This is a genomic window from Pseudomonas sp. RC10-4-2 (genome assembly GCF_050433085.1).
GTDB classification, from domain to species: domain Bacteria; phylum Pseudomonadota; class Gammaproteobacteria; order Pseudomonadales; family Pseudomonadaceae; genus Pseudomonas; species Pseudomonas aeruginosa.
The window spans coordinates 1,312,250-1,327,428 of record NZ_JBNPXX010000001.1; the positions used below are offsets into that span (position 1 = coordinate 1,312,250).

General features: G+C 66.3%; 14 protein-coding genes. 9 read left to right on the forward strand and 5 right to left on the reverse strand.

Annotation, left to right across the window (positions count from 1 at the left end; all coding sequences use genetic code 11):
* From FHW81_RS06135 to pelG, 4 genes are read left to right on the forward strand one after another with little or no spacing between them, the layout of a single operon-like run.
* The gene (locus FHW81_RS06135; RefSeq protein ID WP_003143627.1) at nucleotides 1-1,368 is read left to right on the forward strand and encodes a PelD GGDEF domain-containing protein; all 1,368 of its coding nucleotides are present in this window, start codon (nucleotides 1-3) and stop codon (nucleotides 1,366-1,368) included.
* On the forward strand, nucleotides 1,346-2,335 hold the full coding sequence (locus FHW81_RS06140; protein ID WP_003116464.1) for a tetratricopeptide repeat protein: 990 nt from the start codon (nucleotides 1,346-1,348) through the stop codon (nucleotides 2,333-2,335). The genes FHW81_RS06135 and FHW81_RS06140 overlap by 23 nt, the downstream gene beginning before the upstream one ends.
* A complete protein-coding gene (pelF, locus tag FHW81_RS06145) occupies nucleotides 2,332-3,855 on the forward strand; it encodes a GT4 family glycosyltransferase PelF (RefSeq protein ID WP_003103472.1) in 1,524 nt (507 codons plus the stop codon). Before FHW81_RS06140 ends, pelF begins: the two co-directional genes overlap by 4 nt.
* Before the next feature lies 1 nt (nucleotide 3,856).
* The gene (gene pelG, locus FHW81_RS06150; protein ID WP_003091283.1) at nucleotides 3,857-5,227 is read left to right on the forward strand and encodes an exopolysaccharide Pel transporter PelG; all 1,371 of its coding nucleotides are present in this window, start codon (nucleotides 3,857-3,859) and stop codon (nucleotides 5,225-5,227) included.
* Nucleotides 5,228-5,267: 40 nt separating this feature from the next.
* Here pelG and FHW81_RS06155 read toward each other — a convergent pair whose 3' ends face one another.
* A complete protein-coding gene (locus FHW81_RS06155; protein WP_003091282.1) occupies nucleotides 5,268-5,498 on the reverse strand; it encodes a hypothetical protein in 231 nt (76 codons plus the stop codon).
* A gap of 125 nt (nucleotides 5,499-5,623) precedes the next feature.
* Between FHW81_RS06155 and FHW81_RS06160 the strand changes: the two genes are divergently transcribed.
* The gene (locus tag FHW81_RS06160) at nucleotides 5,624-6,100 is read left to right on the forward strand and encodes a helix-turn-helix domain-containing protein (RefSeq protein WP_009313801.1); all 477 of its coding nucleotides are present in this window, start codon (nucleotides 5,624-5,626) and stop codon (nucleotides 6,098-6,100) included.
* Nucleotides 6,101-6,137: 37 nt separating this feature from the next.
* Nucleotides 6,138-6,614 carry a helix-turn-helix domain-containing protein gene (locus tag FHW81_RS06165; protein ID WP_003103222.1) on the forward strand — a complete coding sequence of 159 codons (477 nt, stop codon included), beginning with the start codon at nucleotides 6,138-6,140 and terminating at the stop codon, nucleotides 6,612-6,614.
* A gap of 116 nt (nucleotides 6,615-6,730) precedes the next feature.
* Here FHW81_RS06165 and FHW81_RS06170 read toward each other — a convergent pair whose 3' ends face one another.
* The 3 genes from FHW81_RS06170 to FHW81_RS06180 all read right to left on the reverse strand — a co-directional run bounded on the left by FHW81_RS06170 (nucleotide 6,731) and on the right by FHW81_RS06180 (nucleotide 10,757).
* Complete coding sequence (locus FHW81_RS06170) at nucleotides 6,731-8,635, reverse strand: M14 family metallopeptidase (RefSeq protein WP_003130643.1); 1,905 nt, start codon at nucleotides 8,633-8,635, stop codon at nucleotides 6,731-6,733.
* A gap of 167 nt (nucleotides 8,636-8,802) precedes the next feature.
* Nucleotides 8,803-9,804, reverse strand: a complete 1,002-nt coding sequence (locus tag FHW81_RS06175) for an alpha/beta fold hydrolase (protein WP_009876773.1) — start codon at nucleotides 9,802-9,804, stop codon at nucleotides 8,803-8,805.
* Nucleotides 9,805-9,875: 71 nt separating this feature from the next.
* A complete protein-coding gene (locus FHW81_RS06180) occupies nucleotides 9,876-10,757 on the reverse strand; it encodes a DUF6685 family protein (RefSeq protein WP_003091277.1) in 882 nt (293 codons plus the stop codon).
* Between the two features lie 152 nt (nucleotides 10,758-10,909).
* Here FHW81_RS06180 and FHW81_RS06185 point away from each other — a divergent pair, with 152 nt between their 5' ends.
* Together FHW81_RS06185 and FHW81_RS06190 are read left to right on the forward strand one after the other, a co-directional pair.
* Complete coding sequence (locus FHW81_RS06185) at nucleotides 10,910-11,131, forward strand: DUF2835 domain-containing protein (protein WP_003103227.1); 222 nt, start codon at nucleotides 10,910-10,912, stop codon at nucleotides 11,129-11,131.
* Between the two features lie 56 nt (nucleotides 11,132-11,187).
* Complete coding sequence (locus tag FHW81_RS06190) at nucleotides 11,188-12,216, forward strand: quinone-dependent dihydroorotate dehydrogenase (protein WP_003103236.1); 1,029 nt, start codon at nucleotides 11,188-11,190, stop codon at nucleotides 12,214-12,216.
* A gap of 87 nt (nucleotides 12,217-12,303) precedes the next feature.
* Here FHW81_RS06190 and rmf read toward each other — a convergent pair whose 3' ends face one another.
* Entirely contained in the window at nucleotides 12,304-12,516 is a 213-nt protein-coding gene (rmf, locus tag FHW81_RS06195; protein ID WP_003103238.1) for a ribosome modulation factor, read from the reverse strand.
* A 460-nt stretch (nucleotides 12,517-12,976) separates the two neighbouring features.
* Here rmf and rlmKL point away from each other — a divergent pair, with 460 nt between their 5' ends.
* Nucleotides 12,977-15,154: a bifunctional 23S rRNA (guanine(2069)-N(7))-methyltransferase RlmK/23S rRNA (guanine(2445)-N(2))-methyltransferase RlmL gene (gene rlmKL, locus FHW81_RS06200; RefSeq protein ID WP_003103239.1), complete on the forward strand. Its 2,178-nt coding sequence runs from the start codon at nucleotides 12,977-12,979 to the stop codon at nucleotides 15,152-15,154.
* Nucleotides 15,155-15,179 lie beyond the last annotated feature (25 nt).

Here is a 15,179-nt window from a genome sequence, read left to right on the forward strand (position 1 = left end):
ATGTCCGCGCACAAGGATTTCGCCCTCGCACCGCGCGCCAGCGGCAGCGTCTCCTGGGTCGAGACGCTGGTCATCAGCGCGCTCGCGCTGGGCCTGGGCTGGTGGTTCAGCCCGGACGACCCGCTGCAGGTCAACGCCACCTTTCCCTGGGTGATCCTCGCGCCCCTGTTGCTGGGCATGCGCTACGGCTTCGTCCGCGGGTTGGCCAGCGCGGCGCTGCTGGTGGCGGCGCTGTTCGCGTTTCGCGTCCAGGGCGTCGAGGCCTATGCCCAGGTACCGGCGGCCTTCATCGTCGGCGTGCTGCTCTGCGCCATGTTGGTGGGCGAGTTCCGCGACATCTGGGAACGCCGCCTGGAGCGCCTGGAGCTGGCGAACGAGTACCGTCAGTTGCGCCTCGACGAATTCACCCGCGCCCATCACATCCTGCGCATCTCCCACGATCGCCTGGAACAGCGGGTCGCCGGCAACGACCAGAGCCTGCGCAGTTCGCTGCTCGGTCTGCGACAACTGCTGCGCGAGCTGCCGGGCGATGAGGCACCGCTCGATGCGCTGGCGGAAACCGTGCTGGCGCTGCTGGCCCAGTACGGTTCGCTGCGCATCGCCGGACTCTACCGGGTGCGCCACGACCGCACCCCGGAGCCGCAACCCTTGGCGACGCTCGGCGAGATGCCGGCGCTGGACGCCGACGATCTGCTGGTGCGCACCTGCCTGGAGCGCGGCGAACTGGTCAGCGTGCGCCAGGAACTGCTGGAGCGCGGCGAGCAGCGTGCGCACAGCGCGCTGCAGGTGTGCGTGCCGCTGGTCGACACCGATGGGCGGATCCTTGCCCTGCTGGCGGTGGAGCAGATGCCGTTCTTCGTCTTCAACGAACGTACCTTCAGCCTGCTGGCGATCCTCGCCGGGCATATCGCCGACTTGCTGCAGAGCGACCGTCGCGCACTGCAACTGGCCGACATCGACGCCCAGCGCTTCTCCCAGTACCTCAAGCGCTCCCTGCTGGACGCCCGCGACCATGGATTGCCGGCCTGCCTGTATGCCTTCGAGTTGACCGATGCGCGCTACGGCGAAGAGGTCCAGCGTCTGCTGGAAGGCAGCCAGCGTGGCCTCGACGTGCAGTTGCGACTGCGCAACGACGAGGGCCGGCGGGTCCTGCTGGTGTTGTTGCCGCTGACTTCCGCCGAAGGCTCCCAGGGGTATCTGCAGCGCCTGAGGATTCTCTTCGCCGAACGCTTCGGCCAGGCCCGCGAGCTGGAGTCGCTGGGCGTGCGCATCCGCCAGTACGAACTGGACGCCGGCAACGATCGGCAGGCGCTGGGACATTTCCTTTTCAACGAGTGCGGCCTGAATGATCAGCAAGTGGCTGTTTAGCGGCGCCTTCCTGTTCGAGCTGAGCAGTTGGGCGAGTGTCTTCGCCGACCTGCCGTTCGGCCAGGCGCTGGCGCTCTACCTGTTCGCCCACGGCCTGGGCAGCGCGCTGCTGTGCGTCGGCGTATGGCTGCTGCTGCCGCGGCGCTACAAGTTCCCGCTGCCGTGGAGCCCGCTGTTCCTCTTCAGCCTGGCCTTCTTCGTGCCGCTGATCGGGGCGGTCGGCGTCGCCGCGGCGGTATTCCCGGCGCTATACCTGCCGCGCCAGCGTGGCGAGCAGGCCTGGCAGGCGATGGGCGTCCCCGAGCTGCCGTTCCGGCCGAAGGAAAAGCGCCTCGACATGATGTTCAGCGACGGCGGTCTGCAGGACGTCCTGCGCCATGCGCCGGACCCGAACCAGCGGCTCACGGCGATCTTCGCCACCCGGCGGATGCCCGGCAAGGAGGCGATCCCGATCCTCAAGCTGGCCCTGCGCGACCCCGCCGACGACGTCCGCCTGCTGGCCTACTCGATGCTCGACCAGAAGGAAAGCCGGATCAACCAGCGCATCGAGGCCGCCCTCGGCCGCCTCGCCGGCGCCACGCCGGCGCGACGCGGCGCGCTGCACGGAACCCTGGCGCGCTGGTACTGGGAACTGGCCTACCTGGGGTTGGCCCAGGGCAGCGTGCTGGAGCACATCCTCGAGCAGGCGCGCGAGCATACCGACCAGGCGCTGCGCGGCGCACCCTCGGCCGACCTGCATCTGCTGGCCGGGCGCATCGCCCTCGAACAAGGCCGCCTGGAGGATGCCGGACGCGCCCTCCAGGCCGCCGAGGAGGCGGGAATCGATAGCGCCCAGCTGGCGCCGTTCCGCGCCGAGGTGGCGTTCTTCCAGCGGCGCTACCGGGACATCCCCCGGCTTCTCGCCGGAATGCCCGACGACATGCTGCAACGGCCGCCCTTCGCGGCCCTGGCGAGATACTGGACATGACCGAACACACCGCTCCGACGGCGCCCGTCGCCGATGTCTGCCTGCTGCTGGAGGGCACCTGGCCCTATGTCCGCGGCGGCGTCTCCAGCTGGGTCAACCAGTTGATCCTCGGTCTCCCCGACCTGACCTTCTCGGTGTTCTTCATCGGCGGCCAGAAGGATGCCTACGGCAAGCGCCACTACCCGATCCCGGACAATGTGCTGCACATCGAGGAACACTTCCTGGAAACCGCCTGGAGTTCGCCGAACCCGCAGACGCGACAGGGCAGTAGCGAGACCGAAAAGGCGTTGCGCGATCTGCACCGTTTCTTCCACTACCCGGAGACGCCGGACGTGGAGGAGGGCGACGCGCTGCTCGACCTGCTCGCCGAGGGCCGCATCGGCCGCGAGGACTTTCTCCACAGCAAGGCCAGTTGGGAGGCGATCACCGCAGGCTACGAGCGCTATTGCACCGATCCGTCCTTCGTCAATTACTTCTGGACCCTGCGCTCGATGCAGGCGCCGGTGTTCATGCTCGCCGAGGCGGCCCGGCGGATGCCGCGGGCGCGCATGCTGCACTCGATCTCCACCGGCTACGCCGGCCTGCTGGGCTGCATCCTGCAACGTCGCTGGGGCTGCCGCTACCTGCTCAGCGAGCACGGCATCTACACCAAGGAGCGCAAGATCGACCTGGCCCAGGCCAACTGGATCGCGGAGAACCCCGACGAGCAGCTGAGTACCGGACTGGATGCCGAGGTCAGCTACATCCGTCGCTTGTGGATCCGCTTCTTCGAGCGTGTCGGCCTGCTCACCTATCGCGCCGCCAATCCGATCGTCGCCCTCTACGAAGGCAACCGCCAGCGCCAGGTACTCGATGGCGCCGAGCCACGGCGCACCCGGGTGATCCCCAACGGCATCGACCTCGATGCCTGGGCCGGCGCCCTCGAACGGCGGCCGCCGGGGATTCCGCCGGTGGTCGGGCTGGTCGGCCGGGTAGTGCCGATCAAGGACGTGAAGACCTTCATCCGCGCCATGCGCGGGGTGGTCAGCGCGATGCCGGAGGCGGAGGGCTGGATCGTCGGTCCGGAGGAGGAAGATCCGGACTATGCCAGCGAATGCCGCAGCCTGGTGGCCAGCCTCGGCCTGCAGGACAAGGTGAAGTTCCTCGGTTTCCGTCGGATCGGCGAGGTCCTGCCGCAACTCGGCCTGATGGTCCTCACCTCGATCAGCGAAGCGCAGCCGCTGGTGATCCTCGAAGCCTGGGCTGCCGGCGCCCCGGTGGTGAGCAGCGACGTCGGCTCCTGCCGCGAACTGATCGAAGGCGCCGACGCCGAAGATCGCGCCCTGGGTCGCGCCGGGGAGGTGGTGGCGATCGCCGACCCGCAGGCCACTTCGCGGGCGATCCTCGCCCTGCTGCGCAATCCGCAGCGCTGGCAGGCGGCCCAGGCGGTCGGCCTGCAACGGGTCGAACGCTACTACACCGAGGCGCTGATGCTCGGACGTTACCGCGGGCTGTACCGCGAAGCCACGGAGATTGCATGACATGGCCGGCATCGGCTTCGAACTGCGGAAGATCCTTTCCCGCGATTCCTATACGGCGACCCTGCGCGCCTACCTCTACGCCGGGCTGATCAGCTCCGGTCCCTGGGTGCTGTCGATCGTCAGCGTGATGCTGATCGGCGTGCTGAGCCTCGGCGTGGTGGTGCCGGACGTGCTGGTCCGGCAGTTCCTGATCACGGTGACCTACCTGATGGCGCTGTCGCTGATCTTCACCGGGGGACTGCAACTGTTCTTCACCCGCTTCATTTCCGATCGCCTGTTCGAGCGCAAGCACGAGGCGATCCTGCCCAACCTGGTGGGCGTGCTGTTGCTGGTGACGTTGGCGGCGGGCCTGCTCTCGGCGATATTGCTGGCGACCCTGTTCGATGAGCCGTTCGCCTACCGCCTGCTGGTGATGGCCAACTTCGTGGTGCTCTGCAACCTGTGGCTGGTGATCATCTTCCTGTCGGGAATGAAGGCCTACAAACGCATCCTGCTGGTGATGTTCATCGGCTACGCGCTGATGGTCGCCTGTGCCTACCTGCTGCGTTTCATGCAGATGGACGGCCTGCTGCTGGCATTGCTGATCGGCCACGCCAGCCTGCTGTTCGTCTTCCTCTACGACATCCTCCGCGAGTACCCGGCCAGGCGCATGGTGGCCTTCGACTTCCTCGACCGCCGACAGGTCTTCGTCAGCCTGCTGCTGACCGGCCTCTGCTACAACCTGGGGATCTGGATCGACAAGTTCATCTTCTGGTTCAACCCATCCACCTCGGACCTGGTGATCGGCCCGCTGCGCGCCTCGATCCTCTACGACCTGCCGATCTTCCTCGCCTACCTGTCGATCATTCCCGGCATGGCGGTGTTCCTGGTGCGCATCGAGACCGACTTCGCCGAGTGGTACGAGCGGGTCTACGAGGCGATCCGCGGCGGCGAGACCCTGCAGCACATCGGCCTGCTCAAGGAGCAGATGATCCTCGCCATCCGCCAGGGCCTGCTGGAAATCTGCAAGGTGCAGGGGCTGGCGGTGGTCCTGCTGTTCCTGCTGGCGCCGCAACTGCTCGGCTGGCTGGGAATTTCCCGCTATTACCTGCCGCTGTTCTACATCGACCTGATCGGGGTGAGCATCCAGGTAGTGTTCATGGCCTTGCTCAACGTCTTCTTCTACCTGGACAAGCGCCGCATCGTCCTCGAACTCTGCGTGCTGTTCGTGATCGTCAACGGCGCCCTGACCTTCGTCAGCCTGCTGCTCGGGCCGAGCTTCTTCGGCTACGGCTTCACCCTGTCGCTGCTGGTCTGCGTGCTGGTCGGGCTGTACCGCCTGACCACCGCGCTGGACGACCTGGAGTACGAGACCTTCATGCTCAATCGCTGAGGGGTTTCGCCGGCGGCAGGGTCTTTCAGAAAGGGCCGATTCACCCGGTTGAATCGGCCCCTTTTTTTGCTTCCTCGATGCGTTTTTGCAGCTTCTGCATATCCACCAGGCGTTGCGTACCGAAGGTTCGCATCGGCAGGTCGCCGCTCTCTATCCAGGCGTAGAGCAGGTCCGGTCGGTCGCTGAGGCCGGTCAGGAAGGCGAAACGCATCAGGGTTATATAGCGGGGGCACTCGGCGAAACCCTCTTGGGGGAGTTCTTCCACTTTCATCAGGCGTCCTGCACCATGGTCCGATGTTGGAGGGGAACCCTCGGTCTAGAGGGCTTGGATTCATATTGATCTACTAACAGTTAGTGAATCAATATGCATAGGGAACCATCAGACGCGGACTACACATGGTAAAGAATCGACGTTTGTTCACTGCTGGCAAGCGCTTGCGCGCCCTGCGCGAGCTGATGGGCTTGAGCCGTCCGCAGTTCGCCGAGTTGGTGGGAATGACGGCCAAGCGCCTGGAGAACATCGAGAACGAACTGCAGCGCATGCACGACGAGGACTTCGAGAAGGTCTGCGGAACCTTCCCGGAGTTCAGCGACTGGATCGCCTATGAAGGCAGCATCGAGCCGCAGTCGATCGCCTGGAAGGTCGCCGACTCGGCGCAGGCGGCCGCGGTCTACCTGGTGGAGCGCAACCCGGTGCTGCTGGAGCGGCACGGCATCGACATGCAGGCCTGGCGCGAACGCCACCGTGAGATACGCGAGGCGCTGCTGGCGGCGGAACAGGCGCCGGAGGCGGAGCCGGCGCCCCTGGAAGAGCCGCCGGAACCCAGGCGCCAGCGGAAGAGGAAAACGCCCGCGAGCGGCAAGGGCGACTGAGGCGCATCGCGCCAGAAACGAAGGGAAGTATCTGTACATGGTCTATGTAGTGAGGAAGCGCTGTCTGTTTCGCGCCGGCGAGCGCCTGTTCGGGTTGCGCGGGCTGACGGGGTTGAACCGACCGCAGTTTTCCGAGGTGGTCGGCATGGATCCCAAACGCCTTGAGAACATCGAGAGTGGCCGGCAGCGCATGCACGACGAGGATTTCGAGAAGGTCTGCGGGACCTTTCCGGAGTTCAGCGACTGGATCGCCTATGAAGGCAGCATCGAACCGCAGTCGATCGCCTGGAAGATCGCCGAGGCCGCCCAGGAAGCGGCGGTCTATCTGGTGGAGCGCAACCCCGAGCTGCTCGAACTCCACGGTCTCGACGTGCCGGCCTGGCGCGAGAAGCATCGGGAAATCCTCAAGAAGCTGCGCAAGCGGGAACTGTCGCCGCCACCCGAAAAACCACCGAAACCCAGGCGCAAGCGCAAGCCGAGAAGCAACCTGCCCACACCCACCGACGGTACCTGAGGCCGGCTCCCTCTCCCCAGCCCTCTCCCGCAAGCGGGAGAGGCAACGGGGCTCCCGAAGCTCAGCGGTAGGGCGGATAACGCGCAGCGTTATCCGCCGTCAGCCCCAGGAGGGCCTCAGAACACCACTCCTACCGGATAGACGAAGGCGTTCACGTCGTAGAACGGCGTGCGCTGGTAGAACCATTGCAGGCGCGCCTGCGGATCGGCGGCGAAGGCCTTGTCCTCGCGCAGGCGTTTGTCGAAGGCGGCCTTCAGCGCCGGGTCTTCCGCCAGCATCTTGCGCGCCATCGGCTCCATCACGTATTCCTCCGGCTCCTCGGCGGCCACCAGGGTGGAATTGAAGAAGCCCCAGGACCAGAAGGAATCCGGACTCTGCGGTTGCAGCAGGTCGATGGCCAGGACGCCCAGCGGCTGGGCGGTGTCGATCGACAGCGAGCCGGCCGGGAAGGTCTGCAAGCGCTGGAACGGCTTCGGCGTGCCGCTGACCAGCAGGCGACCTTCGTAGCCCGGAATCCGGTTGCCTTGCACGCGATCCGGTTCGAAGCCATCGGCGAGCTTGATGTCGTCCATGCGGTACAGGGTCACGGCGATTTCGGTCGGACGCTCCAGGGTGGTGTAGCGGATGCCGTGGGCCTTGATCCGGGCGATCACTTCGTGCCACTGCGCCGGGACGATGAAACGCTGGGGACGCGGCACCACCAGGTCGGGTACGCCGTTGTCGGTCACCGGCAGTTTCAGCGTCTTCGGCCGGTTGCTCCAGACGATGGTGCGGGCCCCGGTGACCGGCGATTGCTCGTAGCGGTAGTCGCCGACCACGAATGGCGTCTCGGCGGTCTCGCCGGGCTTCCAGGTGAGGATCACCTCCTTCTGCCGCAGCAGGCGCTCGCGGTCGCTGGCGATGGCCTGGCGCAGGCTGGCGGCCTGCTCGCCGATCACCTCGAACATCGCCTTGAGCATCACGTAGTTGCCCAGCACCTGGGTCTTGTACGGATGCAGGGCGTGTTGCTCGATGAGGATCGACGGCACGTTGCGGATGTCGCCGTACTGGTTGGAGAAGCGCGCCAGGTCGGTGCGGTAGGGGTAGTAGCCCTGGGTCGGATCCTGATTGTCGTTCAGGCTGATGCATTCATGGACCATGTGCCCGAGGCTTTCCAGCGCCTGGTACACCGGCTTGCGCATGACCTGGTCCATCCAGGCGCTGCTCGCCGGTGACCAGCCATTGCCGTTGTGGCAGTAGGAGCTGTCGTAGGGATACATGGCGCCGTCGGTGGAGTGAGTGTCGGCGAAGAAGCTCAGTTCGTAGTGGTTGAACACCCAGGCGACGTTGCGGATCTCCGCGCTGTCGAGCTTGGTGAAGTCGCGGTTGAGATTGAGATTGCGGCCGTTCACCCGCCAGCCGGTCTCCCGCGGGCCGTTCTGGTTGATCCGCCCGTAGGCGCTGCGGCGCAGGTCGCCGTCGACGTTGACCACCGGGATGAACAGCAGGTTGATCTTCTCCAGCAGCCCGGCGAGCGGGCGGTCGGCAGCGCTCATGTCGCGCAGCAGCATGAACATGGCGTCCTTGCCGTTGGCCTCGCCGGGATGGATCTCGGCTTCCACCAGCAAGGTCGGCTTGGCGGAGCGCTTCAGGCCGGCGGCGGACTTGTCGGCCTCGGTGGAGGCGGTCACCAGCAGCATCGGGTGACCCTCGGCGCTGCGCTCGGGCAACTCGCGCAGGGCGATGCGGCCGGAGGAGGCGGCTACCAGTTTCTCCAGGTAGGCGCGGGTCTCGCGGTAGTCGCTGGTGCGCTGGAAGTCGCTGCTCTCGGCCTGGGTGATCAAGGGGTCGCCGGGCTTGGCGAGGTAGCGCAGGCTGCCCAGCTTCTGCTCGAACATCGGTGGCAGGATGCGCTGGCGGGCCGCGGCCGGGTAGGCGCTGTCATCGATGTAGGCGGGCGCGTGGGGCAGCTCCGCGTGAGCGGGCAGGGCGCTCGCCAGCAGGACGCCGGCGAGTAGCGAACGGGGTTGGCAAGGGAACACGATGAACCTCCATGTGGATGGGAACGGCCGCGGCGTGGGTGGGCTTGCGCGACGCGAGCTACGCGTCGTCGCGCAGCCAGTGCAGTGAAACGCCGGCGGCAGGCATCGGTGTTGACGCCGGGCAAGGCGCGGCGAAGCCGATGGCGAGAGCGCCGCCGGTGGATGGTTCAGGGCTGGGTTTGCAGACCCTTCAGCAGTGCCTGGTGGAAGCGTTCCGGAGCCTGTATCTGCGGGGTATGGCCAAGGTCGGGGAATTCCACCAGGGTCGCCTGGGGAATCCGTCGGGCGGCGTCCTTGCCCAGTTGCGCGTAGTTGCCCAGCCTGGCTTTCAGTTCTGCCGGCGCGGCGTCCTTGCCGATGGCGGTGTTGTCTTTCTCGCCGATCAGCAGCAGGGTCGGCATCTGCAACCGGTCCAGTTCGTAGACCACCGGCTGGGTGAAGATCATGTCGTAGGTCAGCGCCGAGTTCCAGGCCACCGACTCGCGCCCCTTGCCGCGATACATGCCGGCCTGCATCTGTACCCAGCGATCGAACTCGGGGCGCCATTCGCCGGCGTAGTAGGTGGCTTGCTGGTATTGGCGAATGCCTTCGGCGCTGGTCTGCAAGTCGCGCCTGTACCAGTCGTCGATACTGCGCCAGGGCACGCCCAGGGCCTTCCAGTCCTCCAGACCGATGGGGTTGACCAGCACCAGTCGTTCGACCTGCCGCGGGTAGAGCAGGGCGTAGCGGGTAGCGAGCATGCCGCCCATGGAATGGCCGATCACGCTGGCCCGGGCGACGCCGAGCCGTTCCAGCAGGGCGTGGGTGTTGGCTGCCAGTTGCTGGAAGCTGTACTGGTAATGGGCCGGCTTGCTCGACTTGCAGAAGCCGACCTGGTCGACGGCGATCACCCGGTAGCCGGCGTCGGCGAGCACGTCGATGGTGCGCTCCCAGGTCCCGGCGCAGAAATTCTTGCCGTGCATGAGCAGGATGGTGCGGCCGTTGGCTTTCTTCGGCGCGACGTCGAGGTAGGCCATGCTCAGCGGCTGGCCCTGGGAGGTGAAGTCCAGATAATGCACCGGATAGGCGTAGTCGAAGCCTTCCAGGCGTTCGCCGTAGACCGGCTCCTGGCTGGCCAGCGCCGGCCCGCAGGCGAGGGCGAGACAGAGGCTGAGGCGGGGTAGGGACATGCGATCGCTCCTGTGTGGGTCTGCTGGAGGATGCACGTCAGGGCGCGAGCTGGCCAGTCCTGGCCGGTTGCCTACAGTTGCTTCAGATACTTCACCACGTCTGCCGCGCCAGCCGCCCGCAGACCTTCGCCGAGGGCATCGGCGCGTTCGTCGTTGCGGGGCAGCAACAGGCACTCCGGGGTTTCCGGGGTGAACAGGGCGAGTCGCGCATAGGGCAGGCCGGTATCCAGCAGCAGGCTCATGAAGGTCGGCTCGGACCAGGCCTGGGTCGGAATCCGCAGCATGTGGTAGCGCTGTTCCAGTTCGTCCAGCGCGCCGGGCTCCAGTTCGTAGCGTTCCAGGTGTGCCGGCAGCTTCAGTTCCAGTTCGCGGCGGCGGGCGTAGACGATCGCCGCGGCGAAGGCGCAGGCCTGACGTTCGCCCGCCCAGAACAGGCGCTCGCCGTGCCAGGCGGCCTGGCGCAGGCGGATGCTGTCGCCGTTGGTGAAACGCGGCAGGGCCAGGCTCAGGGCCTTGACGAAATCCTTGTAGCTGATGATCCGTACGCCCCGGCAGACCTCGGCCGTGGCCAGGTCTTCCAGGCGTGGGCAAGGTGCCTGGACGAGGATCTCGCGGCTGCATACGCCTTCGATGGTCTTCAGGTCGACCGACTCCAGGGTGGAGTGGCTGACCCGCACCAGGCGCTTGAGGACCGCGTGGGCTTCCGCCTTGTCTTCCTGGACCGGGCCGGACAGCGCGCCGCGCGGCAGGTCGACCAGGGTGTGCAGGGGCGGTCCGGCCTGCCACCAGACGCTCGGCTCCGGCCGTCGCAATGGCTGGAACGGCAGCTCGAGGGCGGCCGCCCGTTCGCGCAGCTCCCGGCCATCGCTTCGCGCGGCACCCAGGCGCAGGCGGTTGGCGAGTGCGGAAAGGCGACCGGTGAAGGTGCTGTTGCTACGCGAGTTGGAACTCATGATCGACGGAGGGCTCCTCGGGCTCGGCGACCGACGCGGAAAGGGGTGGGAGGGGACGGCGACGGTCCGTCCATTGAAGCACAGGTTCGGGCGTGACATTCAACCGCGTGGTTTGTGGCAAGCTGTCGTGGTTCATTCAAGCGGGGGGCTCCATGCCCAGTCTCATCATGGATATCGCCCTGTCCGGCGAACGCCTGCAGGCCATCTACGGCGGCAGGGCCAATCGGGTCCTGCTGCGCAGCCGCGACGGTCGCCGGGTGAACCTGCCGGCCCATCACCTGCGTCCGTTCATCGGCCACGATGGCGTGCATGGCACGTTCCGCCTCGATTTCAGCGAGGATGGCCGCCTGCTGGCGCTGCAACGCCTCGCCTGAGCGGGCGCTCGACGGCTATAATCGGCACCCTTCATTCTGCCGACCGATACCCGACCATGTACACCCTGGCCCGCCAGCTGCTGTTCAAACTGTCCCCGGAAACCTCCCACGAACTGTCCATCGACCTGATCGGGGCCGGCGGCCGCCTGGGCCTGAACCGCCTGCTGACGCCCAAGCCGGCCAGTCTGCCGGTCTCTGTGCTGGGCCTGGAGTTTCCCAACCCGGTGGGGCTGGCCGCGGGCCTGGACAAGAACGGCGACGCCATCGACGGGTTCGGCCAGCTCGGTTTCGGCTTCATCGAGATCGGCACCGTCACTCCGCGACCGCAGCCGGGCAATCCCAGGCCGCGCCTGTTCCGCCTGCCGCAAGCCAACGCGATCATCAATCGCATGGGTTTCAACAACCACGGCGTCGACCACCTGCTGGCACGGGTGCGCGCGGCGAAGTATCGCGGCGTACTGGGGATCAACATCGGCAAGAACTTCGATACCCCGGTGGAGCGCGCGGTCGACGACTACCTGATCTGCCTGGACAAGGTCTACGCCGACGCCAGCTACGTCACCGTCAACGTCAGCTCGCCGAACACGCCCGGCCTGCGCAGCCTGCAGTTCGGCGATTCGCTCAAGCAACTGCTGGAGGCACTGCGCCAGCGCCAGGAAGCGCTGGCGCTGCGGCATGGCCGGCGGGTACCGCTGGCGATCAAGATCGCCCCGGACATGACCGACGAAGAGACCGCGCTGGTCGCCGCGGCGCTGGTCGAGGCGGGGATGGACGCGGTGATCGCGACCAATACCACTCTCGGCCGCGAAGGCGTGGAAGGCCTGCCGCATGGCGACGAGGCGGGTGGCCTGTCCGGCGCGCCGGTGCGGGAAAAGAGCACGCACACGGTGAAGGTGCTGGCCGGCGAACTGGGCGGACGGCTGCCGATCATCGCCGCCGGCGGTATCACCGAGGGCGCGCACGCGGCGGAGAAGATCGCCGCCGGGGCGAGCCTGGTGCAGATCTATTCGGGTTTCATCTACAAGGGACCGGCGTTGATCCGCGAAGCGGTGGATGCCATCGCCGCTTTGCCGCGGCGGAATTGAAAAGGGCTCCTTGCGGAGCCCTTGGGCTTGCGCCCGCCGCCCGGATGGGGCGTGCCTTGGGGAAATCGGTGCTATCCGTGTTGTCGCTTACACGTGCTGGAGTTGATTGAGACGTTGTAAGCCGGCCGTGCCAGTGAGGCCGTCCCAGTTGTCGCCACGGCCCTCGCGCCAGCCGTTGAGCCAGGACTGCCGCGTCGTAGGATGGGTGAACGGACAAAGATCACGAGATTTACCGGTTATGCCGTTCTGATAACCACGCAAGAAGGCTCTTTCCAACGGATCACGCTTAAGTCTTCTCATAGGGTGTTGCCCTCACTTGTTGACTGTTATGTCCCGTTGGCCCCCAGGGGAGGCCTGGCGAAGCTTTCGCCGAAAGGGGTCGTTGCCGGCGTGACGACCCTCGCCCGACACCGTTGCGGTGGCGGATTAACTGGAGTTCTAACCAAAGCGTTCAGGCGTGTGAATGACCGATTTGTCATAAAGACTTAACGCTTTCGTCGATAGGGCCATATGTTGCAGGCTCATGACGCCTGGTTTCCGGCGCTAACGCCGTAGGGTCGCGGGGTTGCGCCTTATAACGTTTTGCACCCCCACCAATTGAGATTTCCTCGCATTCCGACGAAGGGTCGCCCAGACTGCGACTCGGGGTCGCAGCGAGCAACGCCGGGAGCGTTCCGGCAATCGAACCACGGCACCTGGTGCCAAAGAAGTGCCCATGAGGGTGCTTCCACTGACAAGGGCTACGGCCCGGGAAGGCGATATGGCTGATGTTTACGAATTGTTTCTGACCTGCCCGAAAGGCCTGGAAAGCCTGCTCCTCGAAGAGGCGCAGGGGCTCGGCCTGGACGAGGCGCGCGCCCAGGTGTCGGCGGTGCGCGGACAGGGCAGCCTGGAGGTGGCCTATCGCCTCTGCCTTTGGTCGCGCCTGGCCAACCGGGTCTTGCTGGTGCTGGCGCGATTCCCGGTGGAGAACGCCGAGTCCATGTACATGGCGGTCCACGCGGTGAACTGGGAAGACCACCTGGACGCCGGCGGCACGCTGGCGGTGGAGTTCAGCGGCAAGGGCTCGGGCATCGACAACACCCATTTCGGGGCGCTGAAGGTCAAGGATGCGATCGTCGACAACCTGCGCGAGCGCTCCGGCCGACGCCCGTCGGTGGACAAGGTCAATCCGGACGTGCGCGTCCACCTGCACCTCGACCGCGGCCAGGCGACCCTCTCCTTGGACCTCTCCGGGCATAGCCTGCACCAGCGCGGCTATCGTCTGCAGCAGGGCGCCGCGCCGCTGAAGGAGAACCTGGCGGCGGCGGTGTTGATCCGTGCCGGCTGGCCGAAGATCGCCGCCGAGGGCGGTGCCCTGGCCGACCCGATGTGCGGCGTCGGCACCTTCCTGGTCGAGGCGGCGCTGATGGCTGCCGATATCGCGCCGAACCTCAGGCGCGAGCGCTGGGGCTTCAGCAATTGGCTGGGTCACGTGCCGGCGCTGTGGCGCAAGCTCCACGAGGAAGCCCAGCAGCGCGCGGCGACCGGCCTGGCCAGGCCGCCGTTGTGGATTCGCGGCTACGAGGCCGACCCGCGCCTGATCCAGCCGGCGCGCAACAATATCGAGCGTGCCGGAGTGGCCGACTGGGTGAAGATCTACCAGGGCGAACTGGCGACTTTCGAGCCGCGCCCGGACAAGGGCCAGACCGGCCTGGTGATCTGCAACCCGCCCTATGGCGAGCGTCTCGGCGACGAAGCCAGCCTGCTGTATCTCTACCAGAACCTCGGCGAGCGCCTGCGCCAGAGCTGCATCGGCTGGAGCGCCGGGGTGTTTACCGGGGCGCCGGAACTGGGCAAGCGCATGGGCATCCGCAGCCATAAGCAATACGCGTTCTGGAACGGCGCGCTGGCCTGCAAGCTGCTGATGATCCAGGTCGAGCCGCGCCAGTTCGTCACCGGCGAGCGTGGCGAACGCAACGACGAAGGCCTGGCGCGGGCGCCGAGCGAGCCGGCACGGCTGAGCGAGGGCGGGCAGATGTTCGCCAATCGCCTGCAGAAGAACCTCCGGCAACTGGGCAAATGGGCGCGCCGCGACAAGATCGAGTGCTATCGCCTGTATGACGCCGACATGCCGGAGTATGCCCTGGCGGTGGATATCTACGGCGATTGGGTTCACGTCCAGGAGTACGCCGCGCCCAAGTCGATCGATCCGGCAAAAGCCCAGGCGCGCCTGTTCGACGCCCTGGCGGCGATTCCGCAGACCCTGGGCGTTGCCCAGGAGCGAGTGGTGGTCAAGCGCCGCGAGCGCCAGGCCGGCAAGAAGCAGTACGAACGGCAGAGCAGCGAGGGCAAGTTCCTCGAGGTGGGTGAGGGCGATGTGCGCCTGCTGGTGAACCTGACCGATTACCTGGATACCGGGCTGTTCCTCGATCACCGGCCGATGCGCCTGCGCATCCAGAAGGAGGCGGCCGGTAAGCGCTTCCTCAACCTGTTCTGCTATACCGCCACGGCCACCGTACATGCGGCCAGGGGCGGCGCGCGCAGCACCACCAGCGTCGACCTGTCGAAGACCTACCTGGACTGGGCGCGCCGCAACCTGTCGCTCAACGGCTTTTCCGACAAGCAGCGCCTGGTGCACGGCGACGTGATGGAATGGTTGCGGGAAGACGATGGCCAGTACGAACTGATCTTCATCGACCCGCCGACCTTCTCCAACTCCAAGCGCATGGAAGGCGTGTTCGACGTGCAGCGCGACCACGTCGAACTGCTCGACCTGGCCATGGCGCGGCTGGCGCCGGGCGGGGTGCTGTATTTCTCCAACAACTTCCGCAAGTTCGAACTGGACGAGAGCGTGCAGGCCCGCTATGCGGTCGAAGAGATCACTGGCGAAACCCTCGATCCGGATTTCGCGCGTAATCCGAAGATCCATCGGGCCTGGAGAATCACCGTTCGCTGAGGCGAGCGGCATTCATGCAAAAGGT

Bases quoted from the DNA above. Each gene is read 5' to 3' on its own strand.
- FHW81_RS06140 (WP_003116464.1), top strand. From the start codon at position 1,346: ATGATCAGCAAGTGGCTGTTTAGCGGCGCCTTCCTGTTCGAGCTGAGC.
- FHW81_RS06155 (WP_003091282.1), bottom strand. From the start codon at position 5,498: ATGAAAGTGGAAGAACTCCCCCAAGAGGGTTTCGCCGAGTGCCCCCGC.
- FHW81_RS06175 (WP_009876773.1), bottom strand. From the start codon at position 9,804: ATGTCCCTACCCCGCCTCAGCCTCTGTCTCGCCCTCGCCTGCGGGCCG.
- pelG (WP_003091283.1), top strand. From the start codon at position 3,857: ATGGCCGGCATCGGCTTCGAACTGCGGAAGATCCTTTCCCGCGATTCC.
- rmf (WP_003103238.1), bottom strand. From the start codon at position 12,516: ATGAGAAGACTTAAGCGTGATCCGTTGGAAAGAGCCTTCTTGCGTGGT.
- FHW81_RS06190 (WP_003103236.1), top strand. From the start codon at position 11,188: ATGTACACCCTGGCCCGCCAGCTGCTGTTCAAACTGTCCCCGGAAACC.
- FHW81_RS06160 (WP_009313801.1), top strand. From the start codon at position 5,624: ATGGTAAAGAATCGACGTTTGTTCACTGCTGGCAAGCGCTTGCGCGCC.
- pelF (WP_003103472.1), top strand. From the start codon at position 2,332: ATGACCGAACACACCGCTCCGACGGCGCCCGTCGCCGATGTCTGCCTG.
- FHW81_RS06185 (WP_003103227.1), top strand. From the start codon at position 10,910: ATGCCCAGTCTCATCATGGATATCGCCCTGTCCGGCGAACGCCTGCAG.
- FHW81_RS06180 (WP_003091277.1), bottom strand. From the start codon at position 10,757: ATGAGTTCCAACTCGCGTAGCAACAGCACCTTCACCGGTCGCCTTTCC.
- FHW81_RS06165 (WP_003103222.1), top strand. From the start codon at position 6,138: ATGGTCTATGTAGTGAGGAAGCGCTGTCTGTTTCGCGCCGGCGAGCGC.
- rlmKL (WP_003103239.1), top strand. From the start codon at position 12,977: ATGGCTGATGTTTACGAATTGTTTCTGACCTGCCCGAAAGGCCTGGAA.
- FHW81_RS06135 (WP_003143627.1), top strand. From the start codon at position 1: ATGTCCGCGCACAAGGATTTCGCCCTCGCACCGCGCGCCAGCGGCAGC.